This is a genomic window from Burkholderia sp. AU39826 (assembly GCF_020419965.1).
Lineage (GTDB): Bacteria > Pseudomonadota > Gammaproteobacteria > Burkholderiales > Burkholderiaceae > Burkholderia > Burkholderia semiarida.
The window spans coordinates 81,338-97,709 of record NZ_JAIZQG010000010.1; the positions used below are offsets into that span (position 1 = coordinate 81,338).

13 protein-coding genes and 1 pseudogene are annotated in these 16,372 nt (G+C 67.5%); 12 read left to right on the forward strand and 2 right to left on the reverse strand.

Annotated elements, in window-relative coordinates; translation table 11 throughout:
- The first annotated feature begins 10 nt into the window (after positions 1-10).
- The 5 genes from andAc (at position 11) to LGM42_RS18730 (ending at position 5,015) form a co-directional block, all read left to right on the forward strand.
- On the forward strand, positions 11-1,282 hold the full coding sequence (gene andAc / locus LGM42_RS18710; RefSeq protein ID WP_034174903.1) for an anthranilate 1,2-dioxygenase large subunit AndAc: 1,272 nt from the start codon (positions 11-13) through the stop codon (positions 1,280-1,282).
- 14 nt (positions 1,283-1,296) lie between these two features.
- Entirely contained in the window at positions 1,297-1,773 is a 477-nt protein-coding gene (andAd, locus tag LGM42_RS18715; protein WP_006479528.1) for an anthranilate 1,2-dioxygenase small subunit AndAd, read from the forward strand.
- Between the two features lie 26 nt (positions 1,774-1,799).
- Entirely contained in the window at positions 1,800-2,126 is a 327-nt protein-coding gene (andAb, locus tag LGM42_RS18720) for an anthranilate 1,2-dioxygenase ferredoxin subunit AndAb (protein ID WP_039344765.1), read from the forward strand.
- Positions 2,116-3,336, forward strand: coding sequence for an anthranilate 1,2-dioxygenase system ferredoxin--NAD(+) reductase (gene andAa, locus LGM42_RS18725; RefSeq protein ID WP_226232864.1), 1,221 nt, complete (start codon positions 2,116-2,118; stop codon positions 3,334-3,336). The genes andAb and andAa overlap by 11 nt, the downstream gene beginning before the upstream one ends.
- Before the next feature lie 392 nt (positions 3,337-3,728).
- Positions 3,729-5,015, forward strand: coding sequence for a DUF445 domain-containing protein (locus LGM42_RS18730; RefSeq protein WP_089465445.1), 1,287 nt, complete (start codon positions 3,729-3,731; stop codon positions 5,013-5,015).
- Between the two features lie 48 nt (positions 5,016-5,063).
- Here the strand turns inward: LGM42_RS18730 and LGM42_RS18735 are convergent, their stop codons facing one another.
- Together LGM42_RS18735 and LGM42_RS18740 are read right to left on the reverse strand one after the other, a co-directional pair.
- A complete protein-coding gene (locus LGM42_RS18735; protein ID WP_226232865.1) occupies positions 5,064-5,363 on the reverse strand; it encodes an addiction module antidote protein in 300 nt (99 codons plus the stop codon).
- Between the two features lie 3 nt (positions 5,364-5,366).
- A pseudogene (locus LGM42_RS18740) lies at positions 5,367-5,683 on the reverse strand (type II toxin-antitoxin system RelE/ParE family toxin).
- A 399-nt stretch (positions 5,684-6,082) separates the two neighbouring features.
- Here LGM42_RS18740 and LGM42_RS18745 point away from each other — a divergent pair.
- The 7 genes from LGM42_RS18745 (at position 6,083) to LGM42_RS18775 (ending at position 16,358) form a co-directional block, all read left to right on the forward strand.
- Positions 6,083-7,723: an acetolactate synthase large subunit gene (locus LGM42_RS18745; protein WP_226232866.1), complete on the forward strand. Its 1,641-nt coding sequence runs from the start codon at positions 6,083-6,085 to the stop codon at positions 7,721-7,723.
- A 29-nt stretch (positions 7,724-7,752) separates the two neighbouring features.
- Entirely contained in the window at positions 7,753-9,186 is a 1,434-nt protein-coding gene (locus LGM42_RS18750; RefSeq protein ID WP_226232867.1) for an aldehyde dehydrogenase family protein, read from the forward strand.
- A 233-nt stretch (positions 9,187-9,419) separates the two neighbouring features.
- Positions 9,420-11,003: a Na+/H+ antiporter gene (locus LGM42_RS18755; protein WP_060311393.1), complete on the forward strand. Its 1,584-nt coding sequence runs from the start codon at positions 9,420-9,422 to the stop codon at positions 11,001-11,003.
- A 490-nt stretch (positions 11,004-11,493) separates the two neighbouring features.
- On the forward strand, positions 11,494-12,627 hold the full coding sequence (locus LGM42_RS18760) for a hybrid sensor histidine kinase/response regulator (protein ID WP_059573751.1): 1,134 nt from the start codon (positions 11,494-11,496) through the stop codon (positions 12,625-12,627).
- A 133-nt stretch (positions 12,628-12,760) separates the two neighbouring features.
- Complete coding sequence (locus tag LGM42_RS18765; protein WP_059573752.1) at positions 12,761-14,437, forward strand: methyl-accepting chemotaxis protein; 1,677 nt, start codon at positions 12,761-12,763, stop codon at positions 14,435-14,437.
- Positions 14,434-14,946, forward strand: a complete 513-nt coding sequence (locus LGM42_RS18770) for a chemotaxis protein CheW (protein ID WP_226232868.1) — start codon at positions 14,434-14,436, stop codon at positions 14,944-14,946. The genes LGM42_RS18765 and LGM42_RS18770 overlap by 4 nt, the downstream gene beginning before the upstream one ends.
- A complete protein-coding gene (locus tag LGM42_RS18775; protein WP_099317197.1) occupies positions 14,943-16,358 on the forward strand; it encodes a CheR family methyltransferase in 1,416 nt (471 codons plus the stop codon). Before LGM42_RS18770 ends, LGM42_RS18775 begins: the two co-directional genes overlap by 4 nt.
- Positions 16,359-16,372: the final 14 nt, after the last annotated feature.

The window sequence follows — 16,372 nt, forward strand, 5'->3', positions numbered from 1 at the left end:
GGAGTCCGACATGGAGCAGACAGAATCGCCCGTCGTTTTCGCCGCACGCGGCGACGCATCCGACGTGACCTTCCCGCACGACGACGGCTCGCGCGTGCCGTACAAGGTGTTCAGCTCGCGGGCGGTCTACGATCGCGAGCAGGAACGCATCTTCCGCGGGCCGACGTGGAATTTCGTCGCGCTCGAAGCGGAAATCCCGAACGCCGGCGACTTCAAGAGCACGTTCGTCGGCGACACGCCCGTGGTCGTCACGCGCACCGAGGACGGCGCGCTGTCCGCATGGGTGAACCGCTGCGCGCACCGCGGCGCGCAGGTGTGCCGCAAGTCGCGCGGCAACGCGAGTTCGCACACGTGCGTCTATCACCAGTGGAGCTTCGACAACCAGGGCAACCTGCTCGGCGTGCCGTTCCGGCGCGGCCAGAAGGGGATGACCGGAATGCCGGCCGATTTCGATCCGAAGCAGCACGGGCTGCGCAAGCTGCGCGTCGACAGCTATCGCGGGCTCGTGTTCGCGACCTTCAGCGACGAGGTCGCGCCGCTGCCCGACTATCTCGGCGAGCAGATGCGCCCGTGGATCGACCGGATCTTCCACAAGCCGATCGAGTATCTCGGTTGCACGCGCCAGTATTCGAAGTCGAACTGGAAGCTGTACATGGAGAACGTGAAGGACCCGTATCACGCGAGCATGCTGCACCTGTTCCATACGACCTTCAACATCTTCCGCGTCGGGATGAAGGCGCGCTCGATTCCCGATGCGAACCACGGGCTGCACAGCATCATCACGGTGACGAAGACGGGCGACGATACGTCGGCCGCGTACAAGCAGCAGAACATCCGTTCGTTCGACGAGGGCTTCCATCTGGAAGACGAGTCGATCCTCGATCTCGTGTCGGAATACGACGAGGACTGCACGAACCATATCCAGCCGATCTTCCCGCAGCTCGTGATCCAGCAGATCCACAACACGCTGGTCGCGCGGCAGATCTTGCCGAAGGGGCCGGACAACTTCGAGCTGATCTTCCACTTCTTCGGCTATGCGGACGACACGCCCGAGCTGCGCGCGCTGCGCATCAAGCAGGCGAACCTGGTCGGGCCGGCCGGCTACATCTCGATGGAAGACACGGAGGCGACCGAGCTCGTGCAGCGCGGCACGGTGCGCGATGCCGACGCGACGTCGGTGATCGAGATGTCGCGCGGCAATCCGGACCAGCAGGACACGGTGATCACCGAGAGCCTGATCCGCAAGTTCTGGGTCGGCTATCAGAAGCTGATGGGCTATTGAGGCGGGAGCAAGAAATGACGGAAGACATGAAGACGTGGTTCGAGATTTACATGCTCCAGAACCGCTACATCGGGCACCTCGACAACGACCGGCTCGAACACTGGCCGGAGATGTTCACCGAGGACTGCACGTACGAAATCGTGCCGAAGGAGAACGCCGATCTCGGGCTGCCGGTCGGGATCGTCCACTGCACGAACCAGCGGATGCTGCGCGACCGCGTGGTGTCGCTACGGCACGCGAACATCTACGAGGAGCATACGTACCGGCACATGACGTCGGGCCTGACGATCGTCGCCGAACGCGACGGCGAATTCGATACCGAGAGCAACTACGTGGTCGTGCAGACGCGCAGCAACGGCGAATCGAACGTGTACCAGGCCGGCAAGTACTACGACACGGTGGTCCGCACGCCCGACGGCTTGCGCTACAAGACCAAGCGCGTGATCTACGACACGTCGCGCGTGCAGACGCTGCTCGCGACGCCGATCTGACCGCTCCGACGACGCAAGGAAACGACATGACCGAAGCAACGCTGGCCGAGTGGCATCCGCTCGGCGCTTTCGACGAATTCTCCGAAGACGAACCGGCGGCGCGCGTCGCCGGCCAGAAGCCGATCGCCGTGTTCCGGATCGGCGACGAGCTGTTCGCGATGCACGACCTCTGTTCGCATGGTCACGCGCGCTTGTCCGAAGGCTATGTGGAGGACGGCTGCGTCGAATGCCCGCTGCACCAGGGGCTGATCGACATTCGCACGGGCGCGCCGAAATGCGCACCGATCACCGAGCCGGTGCGGACCTATCCGATCCGGATCGTCGACGGGCAGGTGGAAGTCAATGTCGGCTGATCCGTTCGTGATCGTTGGCGCCGGCCACGCGGCGCGGCGCACCGCCGAAGCCCTGCGCGCACGCGATGCGGCGGCGCGCATCGTGATGATCGGCGCGGAGCGCGAGCTGCCGTACGACCGGCCGGCGCTGTCGAAGGACGCGCTGCTGAGCGATGGCGGCGAACAGCGCGCGTTCATCCGGGATGCGGCGTGGTACGACGCGCAGCGCATCGCGCTGCGGCTCGGCACGCGCGTCGAGGCGATCGAGCGCGATGCACGGCGCGTGCGCCTCGACGACGGGACGACGCTGCCGTATGCGCGACTCGTGCTCGCGACGGGTTCGCGGGTGCGTGCGTTCGGTGGTCCGGTCGACGAGGGCGTCGTGCCGCATTACGTGCGTACCGTTGGCGATGCACGTTCGTTGCGTGCGCAACTTGCTGCGGGGCGTCGCGTGGCGGTGCTCGGCGGCGGCTTCATCGGCCTCGAGGTCGCGGCGGCGGCGCGCCAGCTCGGCTGCGACGTGACGGTGATCGATCCGGCGCCCCGGTTGCTGCAGCGAGCGTTGCCGGAAGTGGTCGGTGCGTTCGCGCATCGGCTGCACGATGGGCGCGGCGTGAGCTTCCGGTTGGCGACGCTGCCGCGCGCGATCCGTCGCGCGCCGGGCGGCGGCGCGATCGTCGAAACCGATCGCGGCGACGTGCCGGCCGATATCGTCGTGGTCGGCATCGGCGTGGTGCCCAACGTCGAGCTCGCACAGGCGGCCGGGCTCGACGTCGACAACGGGATACGCGTCGATGCGGGCTGCCGCACGGCCGATGCGGCGATCTTCGCGGCGGGCGAGGTGACGATGCACTTCAATCCGCTGCTCGGGCGGCATGTGCGGATCGAATCGTGGCAGGTGGCCGAGAACCAGCCGGCCGTCGCGGCCGCGAACCTGCTCGGCGCCGACGAGCGCTATGCCGAGCTGCCGTGGCTGTGGTCCGATCAGTACGACTGCAACCTGCAGATGCTCGGGCTGTTCGGCGGCGAACGCACGATCGTCGTGCGCGGCGATCCGGCGAGCGGGCCGTTCACGGTGTTCGGGCTCGGCGACGACGGCAGGATCGTCGCGGTGGCCGCGGCGAACCTCGGGCGCGACATCGGCGCGTCGCGCCGGCTGATCGCGGCAGGCGCGGTGCCCGATCCGGTGAAGCTGGCCGATCCGGCGGTCAGTCTGAAGGCGTTCATGTAGCGCGGCACACGCGGCGCGCATGCGCCGTGTGTGCGACGCCGGCCGCGGGTTTGTCGGCTGCGGCGAAATCGGGGATATTAGGGTCTGTTTACATACGGAACGCACATGCGAATGCCCGAAATCGCTCGTAGGGCAAGGAGGAAGGAGCGCCGTTTGGCCGAGCCAAACAAGTGACGCGCGACGCCGCCATGCGGGCGATTTCGGGCATTCCCCTGGAATGATTTCTTAATTTGGGGTTGCCACGAGAACGGCCGCTCGCCGCGTTGTGCTCCTTGCGAATACGTCCAGTATTCGCGGCGTCGCACGCCTCGCGAGCGGCCGTTCTCGTGGCAACGCATGTGCGTTCCGTATGTAAACAGACCCTAACGACATCGCCGATCCGCCCGTCCTCCATGACGCCAGACAAAGCCCTCGAACTGAAACGAAGCAAGCGCCGTGCGCTTTGGCTGCTGCTGGCGGCCGTCGCGGTGTTCGTCACGACCATCCTGCTGCCGCGCGGACCGTGGGTCGACGGTTTCAAGGCCGTCGCCGAAGCCGCGATGGTCGGCGCGCTCGCCGACTGGTTCGCGGTCGTCGCGCTGTTCCGCCGCGTGCCGATTCCGTTCGTGTCGCGCCACACCGAGATCATCCCGAAGAACAAGGACAAGATCGCCGACAACCTCGCGGTGTTCGTGCGCGAGAAATTCCTCGGCCCCGACGCGCTCGCCGCGCAGATCCGCCAGCACGACCCGGCGCGGATGCTCGGCGCGTGGCTCGGCGAGCCGGCGAACACCGACGCGCTCGGCGGCTACGTGACGAAGCTGATGAGCTTCGCGCTCGACATGACCGACGACGCGCGGATCCAGTCGTTCGTCCACGATGCGTTCCGCGCGGTGATCGACCGGGTCGACCTGTCGCAATCGGCCGGCGCGATCCTCGACACGCTGACGAAGGACGGCCGCCACCAGGCGCTGCTCGACGACGCGATCGAGCAGGTGGTCGACGTGCTCGGCAAGGAAGAGAACCGCGAGGTGATCGCGGGGTTCATCGTCGAATGGCTGAAGACGCAATACCCGAAGGTCGAGAAGATCATGCCGACGCAGTGGTTCGGCGAGAACGGCGCGCGGATGCTCGCGAGTGCGGTGAGCCGCGTGCTGGAAGGCGTGGCGGCCGACCCCGAGCATGAACTGCGGCAACGCTTCGACCGGACGGTCGTGCGGTTGACCGAACGGCTGAAGCACGACCCCGCATTCATCGCGAAGGGCGACGAGATCAAGCGCTACATCCGCGACGGCGACGCGTTCAACGACTATGTGCGCGACTTGTGGGGCCAGTTGCGGGCCTGGCTGAAGGCCGATCTCGCGCGCGCCGATTCTGCGCTGCACCGGCAGGCCGCGACGCTCGGCGGCTGGCTCGGCGCGCGGCTCGCCGAGAGCCCGGCGCTGCGCGCGTCGCTGAACGAGCATATCGAGAAGGCCGTGCACGAGATGGCGCCCGATTTTGCCGATTTCCTGATGCGTCACATTCGCGACACGGTGCGCAACTGGGATGCGCGCGAGATGTCGCGACAGATCGAACTGAACATCGGCAAGGATCTGCAGTACATCCGCATCAACGGCACGCTGGTCGGCGGGCTGATCGGACTCGGGTTGTATCTCGTGTCGCTGGCGCCGCGCTGGGCGGCCGGCTGGCTGCACTGACGCGGGCACGGGCGTTGCGCGCATGACGCGACGCCGCGCGCCGCCGGATCACGCGGCCGCCTTGGCGCCGCGCAATTGCAGGCCGAGCGCCTTGATGACTTTCAGGATCGTGCCGAAGCTCGGATTGCCGTCGTGCGACAGCGCCTTGTACAGCCCTTCGCGCGACAGGCCCGCATCGCGCGCGACCTGCGACATGCCGCGCGCGCGGGCGATCACGCCGAGCGCGTGCGCGATGAAGGCCGGATCGTCGCCGGCCTCCTGCAGGCAGGCGTCGAAGTAGTCGGCCATGTCGTCTTCGGTTTTCAGGTGTTCGGCCGAATCCCACAGCCGCGTCTTGATCTTGTCCATCGATCACTCCATGTCGAGGTGCGCGAGCATTGCGTGCGCGGCGCGTATGTCGGCCTGTTGCGTCGATTTATCGCCGCCGCAGAGCAGGATCACCCAGATCGTCCCGCGCCTCGCGTAGTAGACGCGATAGCCGGGCCCATGATCGATGCGCATTTCGACGACGGGCGAGCCGGCGGATTTCCGTCGCCCTGATTGCCCATCGACAGGCGGTCGATGCGCGCCTGGATGCGGCGCCTCGCGATGCGATCGGGCAGGCCGGCAAACCAGGCGTCGAAGACGTCGGTGGTCCGGATGCTGAATGCAGGAGGACTGTAGGGCATGAATTGCAGTGTGTCAACCATGGTTCACATGTCTGTTGAATGGAACATCGTTGCCATTACAGCCCGGCCGGCGCGTCGGCGGGTGTTGACTGGCCGTCAGGCCGATCTTTCCGCTGGCGGAGCCGGCCATCCGGTCGAAGCCGGAATTTCAGGAATCCGTCTACAATCGAAAACGTCTTTGCCGTTCGCGCGAGCTGCCGCGCGCGGGCGGATCCGTTCGTCCTCCATCATCCGGAGGCGCCGCCGCGCATCGCGCATCACGCTCCGGCATCGCGTGCCGCGCGGCGAGCAGTGCCGTGGTTTGTGTCCAGCAGGTAAGGCGTCCGCGTGCCGTAGGCCGGCGCGCGTCCTGAACGCCGCGTGTCCGTAGGCCGGGCAGGCGGCATAACCGAGAGTCCCATGAAAGCATCGGATCTGTTCGTGAAGGCGCTGGAAGCCGAAGGCGTCGAGTACGTGTTCGGCATTCCCGGCGAAGAAAACCTCGATCTGCTCGAATCGCTGCGGCGATCGAAGATCAAGCTCGTGCTGACCCGGCACGAGCAGGCGGCCGGGTTCATGGCCGCCACCTACGGCCGCCTCACGGGCCGCACCGGCGTGTGTCTCGCGACGCTCGGGCCGGGTGCGACGAACTTCGTGACGGCCGCCGCGTATGCGCAGCTCGGCGGGATGCCGATGCTGATGATCACCGGGCAGAAGCCGATCAAGTCCAGCAAGCAGGGCCACTTCCAGATCGTCGACGTGGTCGACATGATGCAGCCGCTCACGAAGTTCACGCGGCAGATCGTGTCGATCGGCAACATCCCGTCGGCCGTGCGCGAGGCGTTTCGCCGCGCGGAGGAAGAGCGTCCGGGCGCCGCGCACCTCGAACTGCCCGAGGACATCGCGCACGAGGAGGGCGACGGCAAGCCGATCCCGCGCAGCTACAGCCGGCGGCCGGTGGCCGAGGAGAAGGCGGTCGCGCATGCGGTCGACGCGATCCAGGCCGCGCGTCATCCGCTGTTGATGATCGGCGCGGGCGGCAACCGCAAGACCACCTGCAAGATGCTGCTCGAATTCGTCGACAAGACGGGCATTCCGTTCTTCACGACACAGATGGGCAAGGGCGTGATCGACGAGACGCACCCGCTGTGGCTCGGCAACGCGACGCTGTCCGACGGCGACTTCGTGCATCGCGCGATCGAGCATGCGGACTGCATCATCAACGTCGGCCACGACGTGATCGAGAAGCCGCCGTTCTTCATGCGCACCGACGACAAGACCGTGATCCACGTGAACTTCCTCGGCGCGCAGGTCGACCCCGTCTATTTCCCGCAGATCGAGGTGGTCGGCGACATCGCGAATGCCGTGTGGCAGATGAAGGAGGCGCTGACGCCGCAATCGCACTGGGATTTCGAGCGCTTCAGGATGATCAAGTCGCATTTCGACGCGCATCTGGAAAAGGGCCAGCACGATCCGCGCTTCCCGATGTACCCGGTGCGGATCGTGAACGACCTGTACAACGCGTTGCCGGTGGACGGCATCGTCTGTCTCGACAACGGGATGTACAAGATCTGGTTCGCGCGCTACTGGCGTGCGCACGAGCCGAACTCGCTGCTGCTCGACAACGCGCTCGCGTCGATGGGCGCGGGCCTGCCGTCGGCGATCGCGACGAAGATCGTGCATCCGCGGCGCAAGGTGATCGCCGTGTGCGGCGACGGCGGCTTCATGATGAATTCGCAGGAGCTCGAAACGGCCGTGCGGCTGAAGCTCGACATCGTCGTGATGATCCTGCGCGACGACGCGTTCGGGATGATCCGCTGGAAGCAGGAGAACATGAACTTTCCCGATTTCGCGATGACGCTGCAGAACCCCGATTTCGTGTCGTACGCGCAAAGCTACGGCGCGCACGGGCATCGCGTCGAGTCGGCCGACGATCTCGAGCCGCTGCTGCGCGAATGCTTCGCGTCGCCGGGCGTGCACGTGATCGACGTGCCGATCGACTACTCGGACAACGAGCGCGTGCTGAACCGCGAGATCAAGCGCCTGTCGGCGCAACTCTGAATTCCCCGTTCACAGGAAGGAGTCGTTCCATGTTGAAGGAAACCTATCCGTACTATCTCGCCAACGAAGCCGTCTACGCGAACACCGATCTGGAGGTGACCGACAAGTTCAGCGGCAAGGTCGCCACGCGCGTCGCGCTGGCCGACGCGAAGGCGATCGACGCGGCGATCGCCGCGGCAGTCGACGCCACGAAGCCGATGCGCGAGATGCCGGCCTACAAGCGGCAGGCCGTGCTCGATCATTGCGTCGCGCGGTTTCGCGAACGTTTCGATGAGCTGGCCGAGGCGCTGTGCATCGAGGCCGGCAAGCCGATCAACGATTCGAAGGGCGAAGTCACGCGGCTGATCGACACGTTCCGCGTCGCGTCCGAGGAATCGGTGCGCATCGACGGCGAGATCGTCAATCTCGAGATTTCCGCGCGGGCGCAGGGCTATACGGGCTACACGAAGCGCGTGCCGGTCGGCCCGTGCTCGTTCATCTCGCCGTTCAACTTCCCGTTGAACCTCGCCGCGCACAAGGTCGCGCCCGCGCTCGCGGCCGGCTGCCCGTTCGTGCTGAAGCCGGCGAGCCGCACGCCGATCGGCGCGCTGATCATCGGCGAGGTGCTCGCGGAAACCGACCTGCCGAAGGGTGCATTCTCGGTGCTGCCCGCGCATCGCGACGGCGCCGACCTCTTCACGACCGACGAGCGCGTCAAGCTGCTGTCGTTCACCGGTTCGCCGGCGGTAGGCTGGGCGCTGAAGGAGAAGGCCGGCAAGAAGAAAGTCGTGCTGGAACTCGGCGGCAACGCGGCCGCGATCGTCGATGCCGACCAGCGCGACCGGCTCGACTACGTGGTCGATCGCCTCGCGTTCGGCGCGTACTACCAGTCGGGCCAGAGCTGCATCGGCGTGCAGCGGATTCTCGTGCATGCCGACCTGTACGACGCGCTGCGCGAGAAGCTGATCGCGAAGACGCGTTCGCTGAAGATGGGCGATCCGAAGGATCCGTCGACGTTCGTCGGGCCGATGATCTCCGAATCCGAGTCGCGCCGGCTGTCGGGCTGGATGGACGCGGCTGTCGCGGCGGGCGCGAAGATCGTCGCGGGCGGCAAGGTCGACGGCGCGATGTTCGAGGCGACGCTGCTGGAGAACGTCGGGCGCGAGCAGGACCTCTACCGGAAGGAGGCGTTCGGCCCCGTCGCGATCCTCGAGAAGTTCGACCGCTTCGACGACGCGCTCGCGCGCGTGAACGACAGCGACTTCGGGCTGCAGGCCGGCGTGTTCACCGATTCGCTCACGCATGCGCAGCGCGCCTGGGACGAGCTGGAGGTGGGCGGCGTCGTGATCAACGACGTGCCGTCGTTCCGCGTCGACAACATGCCGTACGGCGGCGTGAAGGATTCGGGCCTCGGCCGCGAAGGCGTCCGCTACGCGATCGAGGACATGACCGAGCCGCGGTTGATGGTCGTGCGGCGCCGGTAACGCGCGGCAGGCGGCGCGGCGCCACGGCGGCACGCGGGCGGGCGATCGGGCCGGCCCGCGTGCCGTTCTTTCATGGCGCGTCGCGAGCGCGGTGCGGCGCCGCGCGTGTCCCGCGCGCCGAACTGCCCGACACGGGCTCGACGATGGGCGTCGCCTCGTGATGTAATCGCGCGAAACTGCCGGCCGGGGTACGACGCCGGAACGCGCGAATTCATTCTTCACGAGGTCGATTCATGTCCCCCGTCTCGGCATTCAAGCTGGTCCTGTTGTCATTCCTCGCGATCGTCGCGCTCGAATGCATCGCCAAGCGGCTGCGGCTGCCGCCCGCGGCCGCGCTGCTGATCGGCGGCATCGGCATCGCGTTCATCCCCGGCCTGCCGCCGATCGATCTCGATCCCGAGCTGGTGCTGCTGGTGTTCCTGCCGCCGCTGCTGATGGACGGTGCGTACTTCTCCGTGTGGGAAGAATTCAAGCGCAACGTCGGCGGCATCCTGATGCTGGCGATCGGCGCGGTCGTATTCACGACGTTCGCGGTCGGCTTCGCCGTGCACTGGGTGGTGCCGACGCTGCCGTGGGCCGCGTGCTTCGCGCTCGGCGCGATCGTGTCGCCGCCCGATGCGGTGGCCGCGAAGGCCGTGCTCGAACGCGTCGCGCTGCCGCGCCGGCTGATGGTGCTGCTCGAAGGCGAGAGCCTGCTGAACGACGCGGCCGGCCTCGTGCTGTTCCGCTTCGCGGTCGCGGCCGCGCTCACCGGCGCGTTCAGCCTCGAGCACGCGGTCGTGCGCTTCGCGGAGCTCGGGCTCGGCGGCGTGGTGGTCGGCTTCGTGGTCGGCAAGCTCGTCGTGTGGTTCCTGAAGCTGCTCGACGACGACTATCTCGTGATCACCGTCGCGGTGATCGCCGGCTGGATCGCGTACATCGCGGGTGAAATGGTCGAGGTGTCGGGCGTGATCTCGACCGTCACGGCCGGCATGATCGTCGGCTGGCATCAGCATGAAGTGTTTTCGGCGGCCGTGCGCACGCGCGGCACCGCGTTCTGGCAGGTCATCGTGTTCCTGCTCGAGGCGCTGGTGTTCGTGCTGATCGGGTTGTCGCTGCGCGGCGCGATCCATCGGCTCGGCGGCTTCGAGCAGGTGCTCGGCACGATGGTGCCGCCGGTGCTCGCGGTGCTGGCGGCGGTGATCGTGTCGCGCTTCGTGTGGATCTACGCGGTCGAGGCGCTGAAGTGGCCGGTGCGCGGCCTCGCGGGTCGCGGCGAGGCGCCCGACTGGAAGGCCGCGACGATCATGAGCTGGGCCGGGATGCGCGGCGTGGTGACGCTGGCGATCGCGCTGTCGCTGCCCGAGGCGCTGCCCGGCCGCGACGTGATCCTGGTCGCATCGTTCGCGGTGATCCTCGTCACCGTGCTGCTGCAGGGCACGACGATCGGGCCGCTGATCCGGCTGCTGCGCCTGCCGCCGCGCGACGAGCGCGCCGCGCACCACCTGACCGAGCCGCAGACGTGGGCGTACGTCGAGGCCGCGCAGCTCGCGGCGATCCAGCCGCTCGTGCGCGACGAGAACGGCGTCGTGATCCATCCGCGCCTGCTCGAGCAGTACACGTATCGCGCCGAGCTGACCGAACGGTCGAAGAACGCGCCCGCGTATCCGGCGGAACTGCGCACCGCGCACTACGACGTGGTGCTGGCCGCGATCCGGGCCGGGCGCGCCGAGCTGTTGCGCCTGCACCGGTCGGGGCGCATTCACGACGAGATGCTGCACGCGCTCGAACGCGACCTCGACCTGCAGGAAGTGTCCGCGCAGCACGCGCGCGGCTGATCGGCCGCGGGCTCACGACTCACACCCACGGGGCCGGCGTCCTGCCGGCTCCCCGCCGGTTCTCATACGCATGCGGATCGAGCGTCGCCCGCCGCGCGATTTCCCCTCGCACTGCCGATTTGACTCGCCACGATCAGGCCCCAATACGACCGATCCCGCAGCCTTGCACGACATGCAAGCCTTATGGCGCGGGTCTCGCAAACGTTATCGTGCGTCGAATCCGGAAATGATCCGATTTATCCGTTGCCGTCTCTTTCTGCATATTTGGCAAAACTAAACCGGAAGGAGATAGATGCTGTGTTCTAATTTCATTTAGAATCAGCCGGTTATGTTTATTGAGAGAAAGAATGCGGAGGTAATGCGGTCGTCGACGGGGAAACAACGGCGCCCGAAGCCCCGCAAGGCAGTGCCGACAGGCCTAATCGGCGGAATCAGGCGGGTTTTTCAACTGCCAATATAAGATGGCGTCCAAGTCGGATAAACAACTCCTATGAAAGAATCGTTTGGAGATTCGGCGTTTGAAACTGGATTTATGAAAGAATCGAGTAGTGATAATGCCTCGGATTGCCTCGAATCGGGGTTATCGGTCCTCCTTGTGGACGACCAGCCATTCGTCGGCGAGGTGATCCGCCGCGCGTTGCGCAGCGAGCACGACATCGACCTGCACGTGTGCACCGACGCACATCGGGCAATGGCGGTCGCGCGCGACGTGAAGCCGACGGTCATCCTGCAGGATCTCGTGATGCCGGAGATCGACGGCCTCGATCTCGTGCGCGCGTGGCGCGCGGACGCCGGCACCGCGCGCGTGCCGATCATCGTGCTGTCGGCGAAGGAAGAGCCGATCGTCAAGCGCGAGGCGTTCATTGCCGGCGCGAACGACTATCTGGTGAAACTTCCCGACGCGATGGAGCTGACCGCGCGCATTCGCTACCACTCGAATTCGTACCTGATGTCGCGGCAGCGCGACGAGGCGCTCGATTTCCTGTCGCACGACATGCGTTCGCCGCAGACGTCGATCCTCGCGCTGCTCGACGTCTACCGGGCCGAACACGGCGACATGCCGGCGATCATGGAGCGCATCGCCGGCCATGCGCGGCGCGCGCTCGCGCTCGCCGACGGCTTCATCCACCTGACCCGCGCGCAGTCCGAGCGCCGCGCGCACGAAGTCGTGAGTCTCAACGAGATCGTGGTCGACGCCGTCGACCAGCTGTGGGAGAAGGCGGCCGGGCTCGGCTGCCGGGTGATCGCGCACGTGCCCGACGGCGAGTGCGTGACGATGGGCGACCGCATGATGCTGACGCGCGCGGTCGCGAACCTGGTCGACAACGGGCTGAAATACGGCCCGGCCGGGATGGACGTACATTGCACGCTGGGCGGCGAGGACGGCGCCTGGCTGATCGGCGTCGAGGATGCCGGCGCCGGCATCGCGCCGGAGCAGCGCACGGCCGCGACCGAGTCGTTCGTGCAGCTCGAATCCGCGCATGGCGCGGCGCGCGGCGGTTTCGGCCTCGGCCTCGCATTCGTCCGCGCAACGGCGGCGCGGCATCGCGGCCAGATCCTGATGCGCAATACGGCGCGCGGTTTCATGGTCGCGCTTCGGCTGCCGGCGCAGGCGGAGCGGTGATGTCGCGGCGCGGCCTGCCGCGGCCTGCCGCCGCCGCGCCGCCCGAGAGACCTCGATGCGCTCGTGGCGCGCCATTCGGCGCGCACGCGGGCGCGGTTTTTTCAACGCTGAATTTAGAAAGCCCATAACGAACATGGCCACCGTGACGCCCCGCGCGACCAATGAAAGCCTGCATCCGACGATCGGCGCCGCCCGGCTGACGCTCGGCAATCGCATCCTGCTCAGCTTCGGCGTGCTGTTCGTGCTGATGCTGGTGACGGCCGGCGTGTCGTACGAGCGACTGCGTGCGATCAACGCCGAAGCCGTCAGCATCGAGCGCGACTCGCTGCCCGGCGTCTACCTCGCGTCGACGCTGCGCGGCGCGGTCAACGAATCGTTCACGCTGCTGCAGCGCGCGATCTTCGTCGAAACCGATCCCGACGCCGCGCAGCGCGATCTCGCGAAGATCGCCGACGCGCTGAAGGAGGTCGAGTCGCTGACGGTGGACTACCAGAACACGACGTTTCGCGACGACGACCGGCAGCGCTTCACGGCGTTCCGCGGCGCCTACGATCACTACGTGCCGTTGCTGAACGAAGCAGTGCAGAAGGGCCGTGCGTCGCGCGAAGACGCGGTCGCCGCGTACGCGAAAACGCTGCCCGCGTGGACCGAGGTCGTGCGCAACGCGAACGTGCTGGTGCAGGAGAACCGCAAGTTCGCCGAGCAGTCCGCGAAGCTGATCCGCGAATCCGTGCAGGACACCGAGATCGTGCTGGCGACCGCGCTGGCGTTCATGCTGCTGTCCGCGCTCGGGCTCGGCTACATGCTGTACCGGTCGGTCACCGTGCCGATGGCGCGGCTCGTCGAGGTGCACGACGTGATGCGCACCGGCAACCTGACACATCGCCTCGACCTGCGCCGCCGCGACGAGTTCGGCACGCTTGAGACGGGCTTCAACCGGATGGCCGACGAGCTGACCGAGCTGGTGTCGCGCGCGCAGCAATCGTCGCTGCAGGTGACGACGTCGGTGGCCGAGATCGCGGCCACCTCGCGCGAGCAGCAGGCGACCGCGAACGAAACGGCCGCGACGACGACCGAGATCGGCGCGACCTCGCGCGAGATCTTCGCGACGTCGCGCGACCTGCTGCGCACGATGAACGAGGTGGCCGGCGTGGCCGAGCAGTCGGCGACGCTCGCGGGCGTGAGCCAGAGCGGGCTCACGCGGATGGGCGAGACGATGCGCAGCGTGATGGACGCGGCCGGCTCGGTGAACGCGAAGCTCGCGATCCTCAACGAGAAGGCGCTGAACATCAACCAGGTGGTCGCGACGATCACCAAGGTGGCCGACCAGACCAACCTGCTGTCGCTGAACGCGGCGATCGAGGCCGAGAAAGCCGGCGAGTACGGCCGCGGCTTCGCGGTCGTCGCGACCGAGATCCGCCGCCTCGCCGACCAGACGGCGGTGGCGACCTACGACATCGAGCAGACGGTGAAGGAAATCCAGTCGGCCGTGTCGGCGGGCGTGATGGGGATGGACAAGTTCTCCGAGGAAGTCCGCCGCGGGATGCTCGACGTGCAGCAGGTCGGCGGGCAACTGTCGCAGATCATCGCCGAGGTGCAGACGCTCGCGCCGCGCTTCCAGATGGTCAACGAAGGCATGCAGACGCAGGCGAACGGCGCCGAGCAGATCACGCAGGCGCTGTCGCAACTGTCGGAGGCCGCGCAGCAGACGGCCGAATCGCTGCGCCAGTCGTCGCAGGCGATCGACGACCTGACGCTCGTCGCGAACCAGTTGCGCACCAGCGTGTCGCGCTTCAAGGTCGACGCGTGACGCGCGCCGATCTGCAGAACGGCGCGCGCGCGCTGTTCCTGATGTTCGAGCTCGACGGCGAGCGTTATGCGCTCGACGCGGCCGGCATCGACAAGGTGCTGCCGCTCGCCGTCATGAAGGCGATGCCCGGCGCGCCCGACTGGATTGCCGGGCTGCTGATGCGCGACGGCCAGCCGGTGCCGGTGATCGACGTGCCGATGCTGGCGCTCGGGCGGCGCGCGCAGGCGCTGCGCTCGACGCGGCTCGTGCTGGTCCGCTATCGCGCCGGTCACGCTGACGGCGAGCGCACGATCGGCCTGATCGTCGAGCGTGCGACGCAGACGATGCGGATCGACCGCGCGGCGTTTCGCGCGAGCGGCATCGCGACCGCGCGCACGCGCTGGCTCGGGCGGGTCGCGAACACGCCCGACGGCGTCGTGCAGCAGGTGTCGGTGCCCGACCTGATCGACGACGTTGCGCGCCTGTATCTGTTCGACGGCCTGTCGGGCCACGGGGAGGAGTCTGCATGAACGTGTCCGAATCGCGATTTCGCGGCTGGTTGCTGCGCGAGACCGGCATCGACCCCGATTCGCTCGGCAACGATTTCCTGATGCGGGCGTTGACCGATCGCGTGCATGCATTGCAGGCCGACGGCGAGCGCGTGCCGTCGGCTGCGCGGGCGCCCGTGACGCCGGAAGCGCTCGATGCGTACTGGCAGCAGCTCAACGCGTCGGCCGACGAACGGCGCGCGCTGATCGAGCTGTTCGTCGTTCCGGAGACGTGGTTCTTCCGCGACCGCGAGGCCTTCGCGACGCTCGCGCGGCTGGCCGCCGAACGGCTCGCCGCAATGCCCGGCCGCGTGATCCGCGTGCTGAGCGCGCCGTGTTCGACGGGCGAGGAGCCGTATTCGGCGGCGATGGCGTTGCTGGATGCGGGGCTCGAGCCGGCTAGCTTCGCGATCGACGCGATCGACCTCAGCGCGCGCGCGATCGAGCAGGCGCGGCTCGGCTGTTACGGGCGCAATGCATTCCGCGGGACGGCGACGGAGTTCCGTACGCGGTATTTCACGCCGACCCGCGACGGCTGGCTGCTCGACGAGCGCGTGCGCGCGTGCGTGCAGTTCAGCCACGCGAACCTCGTCGAGCCGGTGGCCGATACCGGCATTCGCTACGACTTCGTGTTCTGCCGCAACGTGCTGATCTATTTCGACCGCGACGCGCAGGATCGCGTGATCCGCTCGCTCGACGCGCGTCTTGCCGACGACGGCATGCTGTTCGTCGGTCCGGCCGAAACAGGCGTCGCGATGCGGCACGGGATGCGCTCGGCGCGCGTGCCGCTCGCGTTCGCGTTTCATCGCGAGCCGGCCGGCGCGGCGGCCGATGCATGCGCGGCGCGGCCGGTTGCGCCGCTGTCCGCCGCGGTGCCGCACCAGCGCGCGGAGCGCTTCACGGTCGCCCCGCTCGCCGCGCCGCGCCCGGTGGTGGCCGTCGCGCCCCCGGCCTGGTTCGGCGACGTGCGTCAGCCGTTCGCGGCGGCGCCGGCCGTGGAGACGGCCGCAGTCGACGCACGGGCCGACCTGACGGTGGCGACCGCCGCGGCGGCCGTACCGGCCTACGACGGCATTGCGCCGGCAATCGACGATGTCCCGACGCTGGAAGATGCGCAGGCGCTGGCGAACGCGGGCGCGTTCGACGAGGCCGAGCGCGTGCTCGCGCAGTTCTCGGCGCGCGTCGGCCCGCATGCCGATGCGTTCTACCTGAACGGGTTGATCGCGGATGCGCGCGGGCGCGCCGCGGAAGCGAGCGACTTCTACCGGAAGGCGCTGTACCTGCGCCCCACGCATCACGAGGCGCTGACGCATCTCGCGACGCTGCTCGACGTCGGCGGCGATCGCGCGGGCGCGCAATGGCTGCTCGAACGCGCCCGGCGTTCGGCCGGCTGACACGACGACGGGAA

What these genes read in the sequence shown, in the direction of transcription:
- andAc (WP_034174903.1), top strand. Translation starts at nt 11, where the DNA reads ATGGAGCAGACAGAATCGCCCGTCGTTTTCGCCGCACGCGGCGACGCA.
- andAd (WP_006479528.1), top strand. Translation starts at nt 1,297, where the DNA reads ATGACGGAAGACATGAAGACGTGGTTCGAGATTTACATGCTCCAGAAC.
- andAb (WP_039344765.1), top strand. Translation starts at nt 1,800, where the DNA reads ATGACCGAAGCAACGCTGGCCGAGTGGCATCCGCTCGGCGCTTTCGAC.
- andAa (WP_226232864.1), top strand. Translation starts at nt 2,116, where the DNA reads ATGTCGGCTGATCCGTTCGTGATCGTTGGCGCCGGCCACGCGGCGCGG.
- LGM42_RS18730 (WP_089465445.1), top strand. Translation starts at nt 3,729, where the DNA reads ATGACGCCAGACAAAGCCCTCGAACTGAAACGAAGCAAGCGCCGTGCG.
- LGM42_RS18735 (WP_226232865.1), bottom strand. Translation starts at nt 5,363, where the DNA reads ATGGACAAGATCAAGACGCGGCTGTGGGATTCGGCCGAACACCTGAAA.
- LGM42_RS18745 (WP_226232866.1), top strand. Translation starts at nt 6,083, where the DNA reads ATGAAAGCATCGGATCTGTTCGTGAAGGCGCTGGAAGCCGAAGGCGTC.
- LGM42_RS18750 (WP_226232867.1), top strand. Translation starts at nt 7,753, where the DNA reads ATGTTGAAGGAAACCTATCCGTACTATCTCGCCAACGAAGCCGTCTAC.
- LGM42_RS18755 (WP_060311393.1), top strand. Translation starts at nt 9,420, where the DNA reads ATGTCCCCCGTCTCGGCATTCAAGCTGGTCCTGTTGTCATTCCTCGCG.
- LGM42_RS18760 (WP_059573751.1), top strand. Translation starts at nt 11,494, where the DNA reads ATGAAAGAATCGTTTGGAGATTCGGCGTTTGAAACTGGATTTATGAAA.
- LGM42_RS18765 (WP_059573752.1), top strand. Translation starts at nt 12,761, where the DNA reads ATGGCCACCGTGACGCCCCGCGCGACCAATGAAAGCCTGCATCCGACG.
- LGM42_RS18775 (WP_099317197.1), top strand. Translation starts at nt 14,943, where the DNA reads ATGAACGTGTCCGAATCGCGATTTCGCGGCTGGTTGCTGCGCGAGACC.